Origin of the sequence: Streptomyces nanshensis, from assembly GCF_001751255.1 — a bacterium.
Classification (GTDB): Bacteria; Actinomycetota; Actinomycetes; order Streptomycetales; family Streptomycetaceae; genus Streptomyces; species Streptomyces nanshensis_A.
In genome coordinates this window covers 1-16002 of the sequence record NZ_LJGW01000130.1, presented here as the reverse complement: position 1 = coordinate 16002, position 16002 = coordinate 1, and the positions used below count along the sequence as shown (strand labels likewise).

Here is a 16002-nt window from a genome sequence, read left to right as displayed (position 1 = left end):
TGGGCGGAGCAGAACCTGCTCCGCCCACCACCTGGCTCGGTGGCGGGTCTGTCGAGACTCGATCTGGCAGAAGGCCGCGCACACCGACGCGCGTCGCGAGCGATGTCACGTCAGCCTCCTAGTGGATGTGGCCGGCTTGAAGCGTTACTTCTGGCCCGGTGAGTCATCTCGGCGTCGGGGAGTCTTGCGACCTTGTGGCTTCACGGCTACGCGGCGCGGTGCGCTCCGTGGAGTGCGGGCAACAACCGCTTCGAGCCCATCGATCCAGCGGCCGATCGGGAGCCTGAGGACGGTCTGAGCGTCCAGCGGGGAGGCCTGCGCACCATCAGGCGCAGAGCTCTCTAGCTGGGCTCGGTCGGTGCGTGTGTGCTCGACGTACGTCGCGCTTTGCAGCACGTAGAGGGTTGTCTCGGGCGTCGTCCTGTCGTCGGTGACCGCATTCCGCGTGGCGTTGAGGGCTGTGAGCTGCCAGGTGTCGAGGTCATGTTTGACAGAGCGCTGACGGGGCTTGTCCGGCCAGACGAACTGCGAGAGCACTCGGTAGACCTTGAGCACGATGACATCGGCGGGGAAGCAGGGTTCGGACAGCACCCCAGCCTTGATCGCCCGATAGGCCCAGCTGCGTTCAACGTCGGCAGCGACGGCGACCGCGTTGGCGCTGAGAACTGTGCCCGGTGGCATGCGGCGCTCCTGGTGAGAGACGGATCTGACGCCGCTGAGGCTACCTCAAAGTCAGCGGGAATGCGCTGACAGCCACATCGGTAGGCGCATCGCTGCACCAGCCGGTAACAAATTGAAGGGGCATATGGGTGAATGCAGCTGACGGAAGGTAGATCGGCATAGTGAAGGTAAGGTGCATCGGTACTGTTATCGGTATAACTGGAGGTCAGAGGCATCCTGGAGCTGCTTGGATTGACCTATTCATGCACTCGCATCACCAGATCCCAGCCGCAGACCGGAATGCCTCACGGGGCCTCTTGCCCGCTGGTGACGTTGAGCCGCGCCCACCGGGCAACGTCGGAAGGAAGTTGGTCGTTGCCTCACGGCGTGTCGTGGAAGCGGACGGCGAGTCATCGCATCGCGAAGCCCCGGTGAAATCGCGCATCACCGGGGCTTCAGGGACCTTGCGCCGAGCAAGGCCTAGAAGAGAGAGGGAAGTTCAGGCTGAGGAAGCGGCCCAGCCTCATCCAGCTCGGCAAGGTATCGAACGGCGAGGGCCGACACCACGTACAAGCCCTTCCGGGAGTAGTCGGCCTCGTCGAGCAACTCCTTGATGTCGGCAGCTCGTTCGGCAGCCCCGGGGCTCAGCCTCAGGGTCGTCTTCTCGCCGCTGCCCAAACGCCCCATGAGGCGCGTGGACAGATCTTGGTACATCTTGATCAACTTTCCAGCGTCCAGAGGAGCGTCGAGGAAGACCACATCCATGTAGTGTCCGACGGCGAGTTCGCGGTTCTCTGAAGACCGTCGGTCCGTAGCGATGCGCTTTCTGAGCATCTGCCAGACCTGCGGAATCATGTTGGCCCCAACGGTCTCCCACTGTCGGGAGTTGGTCCTCGAGTCCGCGAAGGACTTATGCAGACGCTGATGCGCTGGGTGCATCGAGCTGGTCGACGTCGGGATGGAGGCAGCCCTTCCCCGCCCGGAACGCTTGCCGGTGCCCGCCCCCTTGGACTGCGACCGAGAAGCAGTGTTACTGGGAGGAGGCGGCGCCGCAGGAGCCCGCTCCACTTGTTCCTCGGCACTGCGTTGCTCCCCGGCTGAAGCGCTTGAGGTAACGCTCTGTTGGGGTAGCTCCACATCGTTTTCCGGGGCCGTCTCGTGCACGCTCGCCGATGGCTCAGGAGCAGCGACGGGGGGTTGCGGGTCTGGCTGAACTGCGGGAGGAGCGACTGTGGTTGGAGCTGAGGCGTCCGCGGAGGGGGCCGCGCTCTCCTCCCCTGAACCCAAGAAGCCGGCATCGGCAACCCCGGCTGCCTGCTGCTCCATGGCAGCAGCGCGAGCCGCACGGTCCTTACCGCCCGAGCGAGGCCTCGAACTGCGGCGCCGGACAGCTCCGAAAGCCTCGGCTGACTTGCCGGGTTTCGTCTTGCCGTCAGAGTCGGCGGATGCCTCAGACATCTGCCTCCTCCTTCTCGTCGTAGCCCAGGACCTGGTCGGCGGTGGGGGCGATGGCCCACTCAGATTCGTCCGAGTCCATGCGGTCCAGGACCTCCTGGAGCAGCTCGGCATAGCGCTTCCCACACGCATGGCGCGCGAAGCCGATAACGGACGGAACGCCGGAGTCGTAGCTCCGCGAGATGCGTGTGTCATCCCTTATGTCAGTGACGAAGGGCATGAGGCCCACGTCGACCATGAGGTTCCGGACTTCGATCTCTTCGCTTGTCCACTCCGACGGCGGCGCCGACATGTTGAGAATGGCTCCCAAGTACTTGGGATCTGCGATGCCCGTGCGCTCTCGGACGTGCTTGATCGTTGAACGCATCGCCACGGCGCCCTCAACGGTGGCGTGCTTGGGGAGGCACAACGTCACTGCGTAGTCGCTGGCCGCAAGGGCCACGGCGTTGAGCGCCTCAACCGCTGGCGGGGTGTCGATCACGGCGTAGTCGAACTGCTCATCCAGATCGTCAAGCAGATCGCGGAGAACGCCAACCGCTCCCTTGCCCTCGGCATGCAGGATGTGCTGGGCGTTGGCCATCGTGAACTGCTCCGAGGCAACCACTGCCAGTCGACCGTGTCCCCGCCACTTGGAGAGAATCTCCGTACGGTCGATGACGATGTCGTCCAAACTCACATCCACGCCCTGAGCCGCTGCTTGCAGCTTCAGGCCGAGAGAGAGATGACGCTTCGCCTTGTCCAGCCGGATGCCCAGAGCGATGCCAGCTTGCGCCTGAGGCTCGACGTCCACGACCAAGACTCGCTCGCCGGTCAAGGCTAGCCCCGCGCCCAGGTTGACAGCAGTCGTCGTCTTCCCTGGGCCGCCTTTCTGACTCACGACGACGATCTTGTCCATGGGACCCCTCCTGGAGTGAGGCTGCGGCGGTGCGTGGTTGATGAGCTCGGCGAAATGTGCTTCCGGAGCCTAGTGCCGCGCAATGTTGCTGTCAGCTATATCGCGATGCGCACTGACGATAGCAGTTGTCACAGGTGAGATTGAGGAGCTGCGTGTCGCTCGATGGAGCTTGAGGGCGGGCTTTGTCAAGAACGACGGCAGTAGCCATGAGACGTATGGGCGTTCCCTGGCGCGTGCGAAGTGACGCAAGAGCGTCTGCGCGGTGGTGCGGTAGGTCGGTAGGAGCCCAGCACACATGGAATGCAGTCCGGAAGCAGGGCCACTGCACGGACGGCTGGAAAGAAGAACGGGCGCAAGGGCATTACAGGCGGTCTGTCAACTGGAGAGCAGTGCGTCCCATAGGCGCTACGTACGCACGGCGCGGCGGTAGACGCTAGAGCAGGTCTAACGGTTGGGGAGCAGCGCGTACCTAAGGACACGCGCACGTATGGAGAGCTGGAAGTAGGCAAAACATGACGTAAGGACGAGCGCAACACAGCAAGGACGTGAGTACGTAGGCACGGAAAGACGTAAAGACGGAAGGAAGTAAGCACAAAGGGGCGGAAGAGATAACCAAAAGAAGAGCGAAAGGAAGGGTGCAAGCACAGAAGAAAAGCCGCAAGTGAGGAGGACGGGAAGGCAAAGAGAAGAGAGGCATGGAAACAAGGAAGGCGGACAGGTAAACGGAGAGGAAATAAGGAGGACAGGGCGGTAGATAGCAAGAGCCATAAGAAAGAAGAGAGAAGAGAACGAGGCACGGAAGGGAGGGCGGTAGTACGGAAGGAAGGGATATCGGAAGGGTGATCGGTAGCCATATTCATAAGCACACGTAAGAGACTGTGTATCGGAACAGACATAGGACTTCAGCTAGCAGCATTGCAAGTGATATGGAACGCCATGGTTATAGATTGTGCACCCGGCATAGACATGGCTATATCTATCGGTATATTCCCAGGTCAGAGTACGTATCAGAGAACCAGACGCTTGACTCGAAACGGGGTCGCGCTGGCTCGGACAACCATGGCGTGATCAAGTGCACTGCGCCGAACCGGTGCGCTGGCGAGACCCCGAGGAGAGCCCACGAGAGGCTGGGATGGAAGGGTGAAGCCGGAAGCGGTTCAGATGGTTGGCAGATGACAGTGGGGTGCAGAACCGGGAGCTGCGAGCCTTGGCCGCGCGATGCTGGATGAGTCCTACATCGCCGATGTGGTCTCTCCGTGACGGCTAAGCATCTCGGGCTGAAGGGCTGCTTCATCAGCGACTTCGGGGAGCTGTTGGCTCCCTCCACCCCCCTCCCCAGGACCCCCGTGCCAGCGCACGTTGGGAGCTACGCCTTCCGAAACGGTTCCCCGCAGGGCACCTCCGGCCCGCCCTCGGGCTTGGCGGGGAGGTCGGCCTGGGAGTGTCGGTGTCCCTTGTCGGTGACGGTTACGACGATGTCTGCCGGGGCGGAATTGTCGATTGCGAGGCCGCTGTGGGTGTTGAGGAGCTTCTTTGCAGTCAGGGATTCGAGAGTGTCCAGCAACCGGGGTCGGTGCTGCTCCGTGGGGGAGAGGCGTACGCGCAGGCGCCGGCGTGCGACGTCGAGGGTCTGCACGAGGTCGTCGGTGAGTGCATTGAGCAGGCTGGTGAGGTCCTCGGGAGTTCCTGGTAGGGCACTGTTCGTCGCGGCGATGTCGGCCAGCTTCTGGTGGTTGGGCGCCGGCTCAAGGTGCAGGGCGAGGGCTTGAAGGACGGTCTTCTCGAGTGGCGTGAGGTCGACGGGCTTTGGGGGCCGGCCGACGGTTCGCTTCCAGGTGGCGAAGAAGCGGGTCACCTGTTCCTTGATGAAGATGGGACCGCCCGCCAGGTTGTCGACGGGGTCAGGGAAATCCTTGCGTTCGGCGACGACCTTCGCGCGCTGCCGGCTGAATCCGCCGAGGTCGGCGATTTCGCTGATGCCGGCGAGCGGCGGGACGGGCGGTTCGGTGAGCCGGCGGTCGAGTTCGCCTTCGGTGATGATCTCGACGCCGGCGACTGCGTCGGGGATCTGAAGTTCGCGGGCCGCGGACTTGATGGTGTTGAGGCCGGCAGGGAGGGCTGCTTCGACGTTGCCGGCCTCGACGAACACGCGCACGGAGAGGTTGCCGTTGGGGGCATGGCTGACGGAGGGGCTGTGCTCTGCCAGGGCGTCGAACAGCTGCTCTACGGCATCCTCGGTCACCTGGGCGGCCGCGAGTTCGGCGTAGACGCTGTAGGCCTCGGACATGGAGCCCTCTCCTTCCTTACGTGTGGCTCGTTGGGCCACGGCGGGCTGCCTGCCCGCCGTGGCGGGTCATGGCTTGAAGCCGTGTCGCTTCAGGTCGGCCAGGCAGTTCTTCAATGTGCGCGAGTCGGACGGTGTCGAGGGGAGGTAGGCGACCACCTTGCTGGTCTCGACGAGGCGCACTTGGTGGTGGCCCTTGCCGGTCCTGCGGTGGGTGAAGCGGGGGTCGCGGTCCAGCTTCTTGAGTATGTCTTTGACTTCCCTGTTCGCCATCATCGCCCTTAATCGTTGTCGCCGTCAATGATTAGCCTCTCAGAAACCACTGACAACGTCAACGATTTATGCCTGATTGCGTGTGACGTCCCGGTATCAGCTGATTCAGCGAACACGCCCCGGAGCGTTGACCAGCCTCAACGGGTGCCTGTCCAGGCCGAATTGGACGACGCCACAGCCGGGCAGGGACGTGCGGTGGGTTGCCCCGGTGGTGCTTGGAGGCCGGGTATGGTGTCGGTCGGCAGACACTGCTGCCACCGTCCGCATCTCCGTGGCCCGGACCCACCGATGCGACCCGGCGGGAAGAGGCGATGCCACGTCAGTTGCAGCGAGTTCACCTGCGTCTGTCGGCGCGCCGGTCCGGGTAGTCGCGCCGCAGGACGGAACACCTCATGTCGAGCGAACGCCAGGCCGTGCGCCTGCGCCGCGCCTACACCGGCGAACCTCACCAGGCCGCCGTGGCCTTCTACCGCCGTCATGGACTGCGCTACGGCCTCGTGCCCGACGCCGCTGACCCGCAGCAAGTCCACTTCGAAGCGGCCCTGCTGCACGCCCTCGCCCGGCCCGCGGCCGGTCAACAGCATGTGCCGGGCGCGGTGTTCGGGCTCACCGGTGCCTCGCCTGGCGTCGAGTCCCTGGTGCTGTGGCCCCACCCGCAGCACCTGACGGCCCTCCTCTTGCACCTGCTGCCCAGCTGCGCCGCGGACGGCCTCACGGGCGTGCCGGGCCTGCGAGCTCGCACCGGTCCGTACCGGGACCTGACCGTGCACCTCCACGGCCGCGCCGCACACGTCACCATCCGCGCCACGGGAGCCGACGTCGCCCACGCTCGCGCAGTAACAGAGGAGGCCGGCTGCGAACCGCTGTGGGACCAGGCCGCCGCCGCGGTAGGGGAGCGGCAGGCGTGGGACGCACTCGTCGACAGCTTCGCGCCGGGCGAGGCAGCGCTGTGGAGCCGCGCCCTGCGTCGCGTCGGCTTGCACCGGGAGACCAGCGTGCTGGCGTGGGCGGACCGCGCTCCTCGCCAGGAGGAGCTGGCCGGGCCCAAACCCATGCAGCTCCAGCCGCGACCGGTCGGGCCGCCGGCCGGTGAGGTCCGGGGCGTCGTGGGGGTCACCGCCGCTGACGGCCGCGGTGGCACGGGCACCAGCACGGTGGCCCTGCATCTGGCCGGCGCGCTCGCCGGCGGACGCCGCGTCGGGCTCCTGGTCGGCACCGACCCCAACTCGCCACTGACCCGGCAGAACCCGGCAGGACCGCCCGCGCCGGGCCAGTGGCAGGATCTGCCCACCGGGCAGCCCGGTGCCTCTTCGCTGAGCGTGGCGGCGCTGCCCGATGACCCTTCGGCGGCCCGGGTTCTGTTGGCTCGCGCCCGTGAGGAGCACGAGGTGGTCGTGCTGGACGCAGGAAGCGGGGTTCAGCACCGAGACCTTGCCGGTGAAGCGGACCTCGTCCTCGCCGTCACGGACCACATCGGCAAGCGCTGGGTGGAGGTCGAGACGATCGACCGCCGGCCCGACCATGTGCAGATGTGGGCCTGGCTGGAGCGGTCGTTCATGGAGTTCCCGCCCGATGACGAGCGCACCCCAGACGCCGAGCTCCTGACCCTTCTGGATGTGGAGTTCGCGCACTGGGCAGTCCTGCGCGAGGCCTTCAGGGAGGGCGAGGAGCCCGCTCCCGAGGTCGAATGGGGCCTCGTGGAGGAGCTGGAGGAGCTGTTCGCCGACGGCCTCTCGCCTCTCCCGACCGAGGAGGAGGCGCCGCACCTCGACAGGTGGAGGGAGGAGTTCCTCGCCCGCATCGACGCAGAGGGCACACGCCGCCACCCCGGGCTCTGGCCGACCGTGCGCACCCTGTGGCCCGAGCACAACCGCGGCCGAAACCGCGCCGGACTCCAGCCCGGCGAACCCGGCCGATATCAACTGGCCGCGCTGCGAGAGCGATTCCTGACGGAGATCGAGGAAGAGGCCACCGCCCTGTGGGGCCGCACGTTGTGGCAGCAGCATCGGCAGGAGTGGGCCGATCGCCCGCCGGAAGAGGACCTCTTCCAGCCCCATGAGGAACTACTGGAGCACATCGCCCGCCCCCGGCCGCCGCGCGAGGTCGAAACCTACCTCCTCGACGGCTGCGCGCACTTGCCCGTGGTGCCCACCCTCCTCACCGTCAACCGGGTACGCCAGAACATCAGCGCCGCCCAGCTCGACGACGTGAGGGAGGCGCTGCGCGCACGGGGTGTTGCGGGGCTGGTGACCGTCCCGCACCTGCCGGAATTGGAACAGGTGACCTGGGAGCCGCAGGCCGTGACGCAGGCGGAATCCGCGTTCGCCGCCTCGGCGGGAAGACTGGCCGTGGCCGTCACCGACGCCCTCGGCCGCGACGGTGACCGCAGCGGGTGATCCGTGCGCTGCCGGGCCGGGTACCGGATGCCACGGCGGGGCATCCAGCCGCGTCGTGTCCCCCGAGCCCGGCAGCGAGCTCACGCGCCGGCGCGCTCGCGAATGAGCCGGGCGACCTCGCGCTCGATCAGCTCCAGGCGGGCGTCGGCAAGGAGCGGGACCTGAAAGCGGCTGCGCCGGGCGGCAGATACCTCGATGTCGGCGACGATGAGACCCGGCTCCCACAGCGATGCTTCCGCCACGAGCTCGCCTCCCGGCGCGAGCACGCACGACCCGCCCCAGAACCGCGCCCCGGCCTCGGTCCCGACCCGATTGCAGAAGATCACCCAGCACTGCTGCATGCACGCGATGAACCGCAGGAGATCCCGCCAGATCGTGATGAGGTCGAGCGCGTCCGGCCCCATCCCCTGGGCGCTGTTCGCGGGCACAAGGAGCACCTCCGCGCCGTCCTGCGCGGCGAGCCACGGAAGCGCCGGCTGCCAGGCGTCGTTGCAGATGAGGGTTGCGATACGGCCGATCCTGGTATCGACGGCCCGGAGGGAGTCACCGGGACTGGCGTGCTTGAGCTCTTCCCACGCCAGGTAGGTGGGCAGGGAGAGCTTCCTGTGCACGTGGAGGGGCCCGTTCGGGGTGAGGTAGGCGGCTGAGTTGAAGCGTCGTATGCCTCCGTCTTCGTGGAAGCCCATCAGCACGTCCGGCCCGAGTCCGGCGAGTTGGGTCAGCTGCGGGGCGTCGGCTCGCAGGGGGTCGCTATCCTCGATCCGCCCCAGGGCGTAGCCGTGCAACGCGAGTTCGGGGAAGGCCACCACGTCTGCGCCCGCGGCCGCGGCGGCCCGGATCTGCTCGAGGGCAGCCTTGACGTTGGCCTCCACTTCGCCGAGCGTGCAATCCACTTGGGCCACCGCGATGCGTGCCATCTCAGGCCGCCTCGCCTGCGCCCGCCGAGCCGAGCACCACGAGCACCCGCGCGTCGGCCCCGGCGACCAGGGGGCGTACGGGCGGAGGTGATCAGCGTGCCGTAGCACGGGCTCATTCGAGGACTCCGGGGAGGGCGAGCTGAAGGGCCAGCCAGGTCACCGTGGAGGCGACGAAGCCGGTCACGCACAGCCGCAACCCGATCCGCCGGCGGTGCTCGGTGGGCCGGATCAGGCTCCGCCAGCATCCGGCGGCGGCGCACGCGAAGCCGCCCAACTGCAGCACGGCGAACAATGCCAGCACGCGCCCTCCCAGATGTGCGTTTGCGGTGTCTGGGGTGCTTACCGTCGGCACCGACGGTAAGCACCCCAGACACCGCAGTACGCCCAGACGACTTCAACGGCCATTCCTGGGAAAACCGATGCCAACAAGCGGATTCACGGCGCTACGGGCAGGGGCCTGTCCGTCGGGGGAGGCCGGGGAAGGGCCGGGAGAGGGGTCAGTGCTGCGCGCGGCGCAGCGCGAGGTTCGTCTGACGTCGCTGCTCAACGGCGGCGAGCGCGCGGCGACGGCGGCGTCGGATCTCCCACCGCTGGCGCAGGGAGCGCCCGCGGCGAAGGCGGTCTGCCGGGGCTGCGGGACGAGGCCGCCGGGCCGCGAAGCGTAGCCACATCGACGCCACCAGGATCCACGCGAGGGTCAACGGCGGGGTGTTCGGGCCCGTGCTGCCGCTGAAACCGAGCCATGCGGCCGTGACCAGACATGCGCCGGCCGCCGCGACGTAGAACCTTCGAAGCGTCACATCTCCTCCTGCGCTGCTGAGGCGGCCGGGTTGAGCGGGGACGCCGCCATGGTCGCAGGGTGCTGCTGCGCCGTCACGGGACGGCGCAGCAGCACGACATGGAGCGGGCATCCACGCTGCACGGGGATCATCGCAGCGTGGGGTCGGGGTTGGGCCGCTGCGTCACGGTCGGGTCGGTGCCGACATCGACGGAGGGCAGCAGCGCCAGCTCACCGGTCTCCTTGTAGACCACCGGAACCGAACCCGCGACGGCGTACGAGATGTCCCCGTCCACCAGGTGCTCCCGCGCCCCGACCGCGAAGACGAACATCGTGTCGTTCTCCACGATCTTCCGGTCGTCCAGGCAGAACGTGCCCGGCGTCCATCCCGGCTCCAGCTGTGCGCGCACCAGGTCGCGCGCCTCGTCGTACGTGATCTGGGGCATGGTCCAAGCCGTCCTTCCTGTAGGTATTGACTAATTTACCTTACAAGGGGTCTACGGTCAAGCCTGCAAGGCTATGACTGAAGGAACGGAGCCGTCGCCCGGGCCGGCGGTGTGGGCTTGTCGTCCAGCCGCATGTAGAACGTCATCTCACTGCGTGAGAAGTGCATCGACGCATCGGTGCGCGGCGGCGTGCGCTGACCGTCGACGAAGCGCACCGTGCCGCCGACGTTCTCCACGTTGAACACGTGCGCACCGCCGGACTTCCACATGACCGCGATGATTCCGCGGGAGCCCGGCTCCGCGAAGGCCTTCTCGATCTCGACCTGTCCGCCGTCGCCCATGTCATCCCCTGAGGACAAGGCCAGCGTGAACTTTGTGTCCCACGTGTTCTCCATCGAGGACATGGAGCGACCCTTTTCCTCATCCCCTTCGACGGGGCCGGCCTGCACCTCTTGCCCGCGTCGCCGCAGCTCGTACGCCTGCACCACGCTGGTGCAGTTGTTGGAGTAAGCGGGGTCGAACCGTGACCACCGGGGGTTGACCTCCCGGAGGTCATGGTCGATGCGCGCGTTGGTCTCCTGCACGGACAAGGCGGGCTTCGCCCTCTTCTGCTCCTTGACGAGACGCGCCGCGCGGTTCATGTCCCGCTTGGCGTCGAGGGCGGCGCGGCTGGCCGCGCCGTCCCTGCCCTGATTCACCGCGACGCGGCTCCGCAAGTGCGCAGAGAACGCGTCCGAGTAGGCCTGATAGGCGGGGGAGCCCTCCTTCAACTCGCCGCTCTCCAGGGCCTGCTCGACCTGGCGGGCGGCGGCGGAAGACTTCACGGCGTACTTCGCCCGCCGCAGCGCGTTGCTGCTCGTACGGCAGCGCCGGCCGCCCTGCGCCTGCGATCTGCACACGCGGTGCTCACCTCCGCGTCCGGGCCACCGGGCGTGGCCGTTCAGGCGGCAGGCTGTGCCCGTACGTCTGTGGACAGAGTCCGGTCAACAGGCGGCCGTCGAGGCGGTTCTGGTGCCGGGGGAGGCGGGCGCCACTCGCGGGGTATGAGCGGCGCCCCGACGGGCCGGTGCTCTGCGGGGGAGGGGTCGGCGCGGCACATGCGACGGCGGGGCGACCCCAGGTGGGGCCGCCCCGCCGTGGTCGTTCCCGCGTGTCAGCTCAGGTGGTCACCGAGCAGGTCGGCGAACTCCTGCTCGCCCAGGACCGTCGTGCCCAGCTGCTGGGCCTTGGCGAGCTTGGACCCGGCGCCGTCTCCGGCGACCAGCAGCGTCGTCTTCCTCGACACGCTGCTGGAGGAGGTCCCGCCCGCGTTCTCGATCAGCTCGTTCATCTCCGCCCGGTTGCGCCCGGCCAGCGGGCCGTTCATGCCGCCCGTGACGACGACGACCTGCCCGGCCAGCGGCTTGGCGGCAGGCTCATCGCCGCCGTCGGTGGGGGCGCCGCCGGGCTCGGTCATGGTGACCCCGGCCGCGGCAAGCTTGTCGATGACCGGTCCCATCTGCGCGATGTGCGCAGCGATCTTGGGGGCGTTCGCGCCGGGCAGCTTCGGCACGGCGGCCAGGGCCTCGGCGTCCGCGGCGCGGATTGCGTCCATGGTGCCGAAGTGGCGGGCGATCTGGCGGGAGAGAGTCCGGCCGGTGCGCACGATCCCCAGCGCACAAAAGACGCGGTTGAGGGGCTTGTCCTTCGCCGCGGCGATCCGCTCCAGCAGCGTGTCCGCGCGCTTCTCGCTCCGGGTCGCCTTCACCAGCTGCGGGCGAGTGAGAGTGAACAGGTCGGCGACGTCGGCTACGGCCCCATCCTCGACGAGAGCCTCGATGAAGGTGGCGCCGAGGCCGTCGATGTCGAGCTGGTCCCGGCCGACGGCGTAGCGCAGGGCGGCGAGGAGGCCGCAGCCGCCGCCGGTGCCGTCGGCGCACTCCCACCGCTCGCCGGAGGTGTCGATGCCACCGCCGCAGGTGGGGCACGCCTCGGGGAAGACGACCGGGGTCTCCGTACCCGTGCGCGCGTCGACGACCGGTGCCTCGATGCGGGGGATGATGTCTCCGGCCTTCCAGACCGTCACCACGTCGCCGATCATCATGCCGCTGTCGCGGATGAACGTGGGGTTGTGCAGCGTCGCCTTCCTCACGATGCTGCCGTCCACCTCGACCGCCTCCAGCACCGCGGTGGGGGCGATGATGCCGGTGCGGCCGACGTTCCACTCGACATCCAGGAGCTTGGTCTGCCGCTCCACGCTGGGCAGCTTGTAGGCAGTCGCCCAGTGCGGGTGCCGGGTGGCGAACCCGGCCGCCTCCTGCTCGGCGAAGTCGTTGGCCTTGACGACCACGCCGTCGATCCCGAAGGGCAACTCCGGGCGCAGAGCGGTGATCTCCTCGATCCGTGCCTGCACGTCCTCCAGGATCGTGCACACCAGCAGCCCCGCCTCGCTCACGGCGGTGGTCTGCACTCCGGCCTCGGCGACCCGCGCCATCACGGCCTCGTGCGTGTCGCCCGGCACGCCGAACTCCTCGCCGTCCAGCCCGACCACGCCGTAGGCGAAGAACGTCGTCTCGATGACGTAGGCGCGGGAGGCCGCCCCGCGCAGCGTGCCCGCCGTGCCGTTGCGCGGGTTGGAGAAGGGCTTGTCGCCGTGGGCCTTCCGCTGCTCGTTGGCCTTCTCGAACTGCTCACGGGTCAGCAGCGCTTCCCCGCGGATCTCAACGGTTGCCTCCAGCGCGAGCTGTTCGGGCAGGCCGACGATGCTGCCGATGGCCGCGGAGATGTCCTCGCCGTGCGTGCCGCTGCCGCGAGTGAGGAGCTGGACGAGACGGCCGTTGCGGTAGCGGGCGGCCACTGCCTGGCCGTCGAGCTTCAACTCGACTGCGTACCCGCCGTGCAGCGGTCCGCCCAGGCGGCGGGTCAGCGAGACGCTCCACTTGCGCAGCTCGTCGGCGCTGTAGACGTTGTCGAGGCTGAGCATCGGGACGGTGTGCGGGACGTCGCCGCTCGGGGCTGCACCGCCGCCGACCTTCCCGGTGGGGGAGTCCGGGCGGATGTGCTCGGGGTGGGCGCGCTCGTACGCGGCGATGTGGTGGACGAGGGTGTCGTAGGTGAAGTCGTCGAGCTTGGTGTCCCCGTCGCCGTAGTAGGCGGCGCACGCGGTCAATGCGGCGTCGACGGCCTGGTTGTAGGCCTCACGGGTGGTGGCCGGGGAGCTTGCGGGGGCGGTCGTCATACGATGATCCTTCCGTGAAGGTCTGACATCGCGGCGCGATGCGTGGGTGCGGGGAGATGGGGGAGGAGGCCCTGCCGCCGGGTCGCGGCAGCGAAGTGCCGGCGAGCGGCAGGAAGACGGATGACGTGGCGGCTTGGACGGGGCCGCGTGTCGGTGGTGCTACTCGGCGAGGGCCTTGCGCATGTTCCGGAGCTTGCCCTCGGCCTCCAGAGCGCGCCGCTTCCATCCGTCTGCGGAGACCTTCAGCCGCTCCAGCTCCCGCGCGCCGCTGGCCTGTTCCCGGCGGGAATCCGCCATCTCCTGGGCCAGCGCGAGCACTTCGCTGACCGGCAGCGTGGAGACGTCCAGCGGCTTGGCGCCGCTGCTGTGCTCGGTGTGGGGCTTGTGCACCTTCAGGTGCGGGCGCACGCCCCAGGGGGTCTCCGCGGTGAAGCCGCACCGCTTCCAGACGCAGGCGTAGACCTCCGATTCGTCTTCGAGGAGGAGCTTGACGATCTGCTTGAAGTGGACGGGCTTGTCGGGCGTGCTGAGAGGCGAACTCGACGGCCATGACCTTGAGGCCGTTGATGGTCTCGGGATAGTCGGGGGTGGCTGCCGCGTCGGTGGGACTGGTGGTCTCGGCGGTCACGGGAGGGGCTGTCCTTCCTGGACGGGTCGTGCGTACAAGGGCGTGGGTGGTGGCCCGGCCCGCTGCGGGGAGGGCAGGCCGGGCCATGGGCCGCTCGGCTGCGGGGGACCGAGCGGCGGGTCAGTGCGGCGGCGGATCGGCCAGCGGGGGAGGGGTGCTGTGCTCCGTGATGAAGTCGCGGACCCACAGCGGCGCGGTCGCCACCGCAGAGGCGCACAGGGCGTGGACAGGTGCGCGGCCCTGGCGCTGACCCGGCCCCGGCTCCGGGCCGATCGCGGCGTAGAGCCCCCGGAAGTCCACGGACTCCAACTCCCAGGGGGAGCCGTCATCACTGCGGTAGGTCAGCTTCGCGCGCTCCGGCCGCAGAGGAGGGACCACCTCGGGGTGGACGGTCCCCGCTGCTGCCGCGACGGCGACGTGCCGGGTGCGGATGCCCTGGTCCTGGACCAGTGACAGCTCAACCCCCTCCGCCGGGTCCGCAACGGCGACAGCCGGAGTGCGCACGGCCTCGATGAGCGCGAGGACCCACGCCGAGGAGGCGTAGTCGGGCCGGAACGGATGGATCATGACGGGGCAGGCGGTGCGACCGCTGAAGCGCGGCATCTCCGCGTTCGCGGCGTACCGGCCCTTGAGCAGGGCAGTGTCCAGCTTCCACGGGGAGCCGTCGTGGCTGACGTAGGTCACGTGCAGCTCGCCCGCCCGCATCGGGGGAGCGTCGGCCTCGCATGCTGAGGGCAGTTCGGCGACGCCGTGGATGGCGTAGCGCATGAAGCGCATGGCGCTCTCGGGCGGCAATGCGGTCACGGGCTTGGACCTTTCGGCGGGTGAGAGGAGTGGGCGGCCGTGCGCCCGGGGGCCGTACGGCCCCCGGGCGGTGCGGGATGGGTCAGGCGGCGAGCGCCAGCAGGTTGGTGTAGGCCTCCGTCTTGCGCGTGGTGACGTCCCCCTTGTCCGACAGGGACCGGGCGGCGCGGGTGGCGGCGGTCTTGGCGCGGGCGTAGTGGTCCAGGTACTCGCCGAAGGCGTTCCAGGCCGCCCAGCCGGTACCCCGGATGCTCTCCTGGGTGTCCGCGTCCTCGAACAGCGTGCGCAGGGTGTCCATGCGGTTCTGGAAGTTGGTCCGCTGAACCTTGCCGGGGCTGGTCGGCACCGGCCAGATCGTGTTCACGAGCGTCTCGAACTGGCCCAGGCTGACCGGGGTGTTGAGCATCCGGTTCGCCTCGCGCTCGAACGCGTCCTGCCAGTCGAAGAGGGTCGCCAGCGCCTTGTGGACCTCGGCGATCTTCACCTGCGCCGAGGCGGTGTGCGGGATCGAGTAGGAGTGCTGTGCGCCCTTGATGATGAACCGCTGCATGTTCCCGCAGTCCAGGCGGGTGGGGCCGATGTGGAAGGAGTTGCTGCTGGAGGCGTCGTGGCTGCCGAAGAGCGTCACGTGCATCTGGTGCTGGTCGAAGCCGCCGATGCGGAGTACCTCGGGGAGCGTCATGGAGATGAAGAAGCGCCGCCCGTTGTCGTAGGCCCCGGCCCGGTGGAAGGTGGCGTCGCTCTCGCGGCGGATCATGTCGAGCACGTCCTCGTGCTCCTCGATGTCGACCGGGTTGTACTTGCGGCCGACCTTGCCCAGGTACTCCGTCTCCCCGGTGATGGGGTTGGTGCGCACGTTGGCGCGGGTGTCCGGCATCTTCAGGGTGGTCACGCCCGTCTCGTCCACGCACGTGGCGTTGACATCGCCCAGCAGGCGCACGTTCCAGCCCCGCATGTTCGCCATGTCCAGCGCCTCGGCTGCGGTGTCCGCGCTCTGGACGCTGGTGCCGAGGATGGTCCAGGCGTTCGGGCGGCTCGGCATGCGCAGAGCGTGGTCGGGAAGCGGCGTGTCCAGCACAGCAGTCACAGGTAACTCCTTGATCCCGAGGGGCCCCGCGCCCCTCGCTCAGTCATTAATCTACCTGAGAAGGGGTGTAGAAACAAGGTTTACGTGTCAAAACTTCGAGGCGGGTGAGCGGCCACGGCGCTTGGCACAGAGAAGGGGGAGACGCCGCCCAGCCGGGCGGCG

Annotated in this window: 15 protein-coding genes; 1 reads left to right on the top strand and 14 read right to left on the bottom strand. The window is 68.2% G+C overall.

The genetic code is table 11. The features are described from left to right. Positions 1–144 precede the first annotated feature (144 nt). From AN218_RS07630 to AN218_RS07610, 5 genes are all read right to left on the bottom strand, one after another. Positions 145–681, bottom strand: coding sequence for a hypothetical protein (locus AN218_RS07630; RefSeq protein ID WP_070016004.1), 537 nt, complete (start codon positions 679–681; stop codon positions 145–147). Between the two features lie 459 nt (positions 682–1140). Next, on the bottom strand, positions 1141–1515 hold the full coding sequence (locus tag AN218_RS07625; protein WP_141747502.1) for a hypothetical protein: 375 nt from the start codon (positions 1513–1515) through the stop codon (positions 1141–1143). Between the two features lie 595 nt (positions 1516–2110). Then, a complete protein-coding gene (locus AN218_RS07620; protein WP_070016002.1) occupies positions 2111–3010 on the bottom strand; it encodes a ParA family protein in 900 nt (299 codons plus the stop codon). Positions 3011–4376: 1366 nt separating this feature from the next. Beyond that, positions 4377–5297, bottom strand: a complete 921-nt coding sequence (locus AN218_RS07615) for a hypothetical protein (RefSeq protein WP_070016001.1) — start codon at positions 5295–5297, stop codon at positions 4377–4379. A gap of 66 nt (positions 5298–5363) precedes the next feature. Beyond that, positions 5364–5570, bottom strand: coding sequence for a hypothetical protein (locus AN218_RS07610; protein WP_070016000.1), 207 nt, complete (start codon positions 5568–5570; stop codon positions 5364–5366). Positions 5571–5959: 389 nt separating this feature from the next. On the opposite strand from AN218_RS07610, the gene AN218_RS07605 reads away from it, so the two are divergent. Next, positions 5960–7963 carry a hypothetical protein gene (locus AN218_RS07605; RefSeq protein WP_070015999.1) on the top strand — a complete coding sequence of 668 codons (2004 nt, stop codon included), beginning with the start codon at positions 5960–5962 and terminating at the stop codon, positions 7961–7963. Between the two features lie 80 nt (positions 7964–8043). On the opposite strand, the gene AN218_RS07600 is transcribed toward AN218_RS07605, so the two are convergent. From AN218_RS07600 to AN218_RS07565, 9 genes are all read right to left on the bottom strand, one after another. Next, positions 8044–8880, bottom strand: coding sequence for a nitrilase-related carbon-nitrogen hydrolase (locus AN218_RS07600; protein ID WP_070015998.1), 837 nt, complete (start codon positions 8878–8880; stop codon positions 8044–8046). A gap of 112 nt (positions 8881–8992) precedes the next feature. Then, a complete protein-coding gene (locus AN218_RS07595; protein WP_070015997.1) occupies positions 8993–9181 on the bottom strand; it encodes a hypothetical protein in 189 nt (62 codons plus the stop codon). Between the two features lie 495 nt (positions 9182–9676). Next, positions 9677–9802 carry a hypothetical protein gene (locus AN218_RS38705; RefSeq protein WP_275936961.1) on the bottom strand — a complete coding sequence of 42 codons (126 nt, stop codon included), beginning with the start codon at positions 9800–9802 and terminating at the stop codon, positions 9677–9679. Positions 9803–9807: 5 nt separating this feature from the next. Next, positions 9808–10104: a hypothetical protein gene (locus AN218_RS07590; protein WP_070015996.1), complete on the bottom strand. Its 297-nt coding sequence runs from the start codon at positions 10102–10104 to the stop codon at positions 9808–9810. Between the two features lie 71 nt (positions 10105–10175). After that, positions 10176–10928 (bottom strand): toxin glutamine deamidase domain-containing protein, encoded by a 753-nt coding sequence (locus AN218_RS07585; RefSeq protein ID WP_141747500.1) that lies wholly within the window; start codon positions 10926–10928, stop codon positions 10176–10178. Between the two features lie 329 nt (positions 10929–11257). After that, on the bottom strand, positions 11258–13321 hold the full coding sequence (gene ligA, locus AN218_RS07580; RefSeq protein ID WP_070015994.1) for an NAD-dependent DNA ligase LigA: 2064 nt from the start codon (positions 13319–13321) through the stop codon (positions 11258–11260). A gap of 159 nt (positions 13322–13480) precedes the next feature. Beyond that, a complete protein-coding gene (locus tag AN218_RS07575; protein ID WP_070015993.1) occupies positions 13481–13729 on the bottom strand; it encodes a hypothetical protein in 249 nt (82 codons plus the stop codon). Positions 13730–14069: 340 nt separating this feature from the next. Continuing rightward, positions 14070–14753 (bottom strand): hypothetical protein, encoded by a 684-nt coding sequence (locus AN218_RS07570; protein WP_141747499.1) that lies wholly within the window; start codon positions 14751–14753, stop codon positions 14070–14072. Positions 14754–14835: 82 nt separating this feature from the next. After that, positions 14836–15840 (bottom strand): DUF932 domain-containing protein, encoded by a 1005-nt coding sequence (locus tag AN218_RS07565; protein WP_141747498.1) that lies wholly within the window; start codon positions 15838–15840, stop codon positions 14836–14838. Positions 15841–16002: the final 162 nt, after the last annotated feature.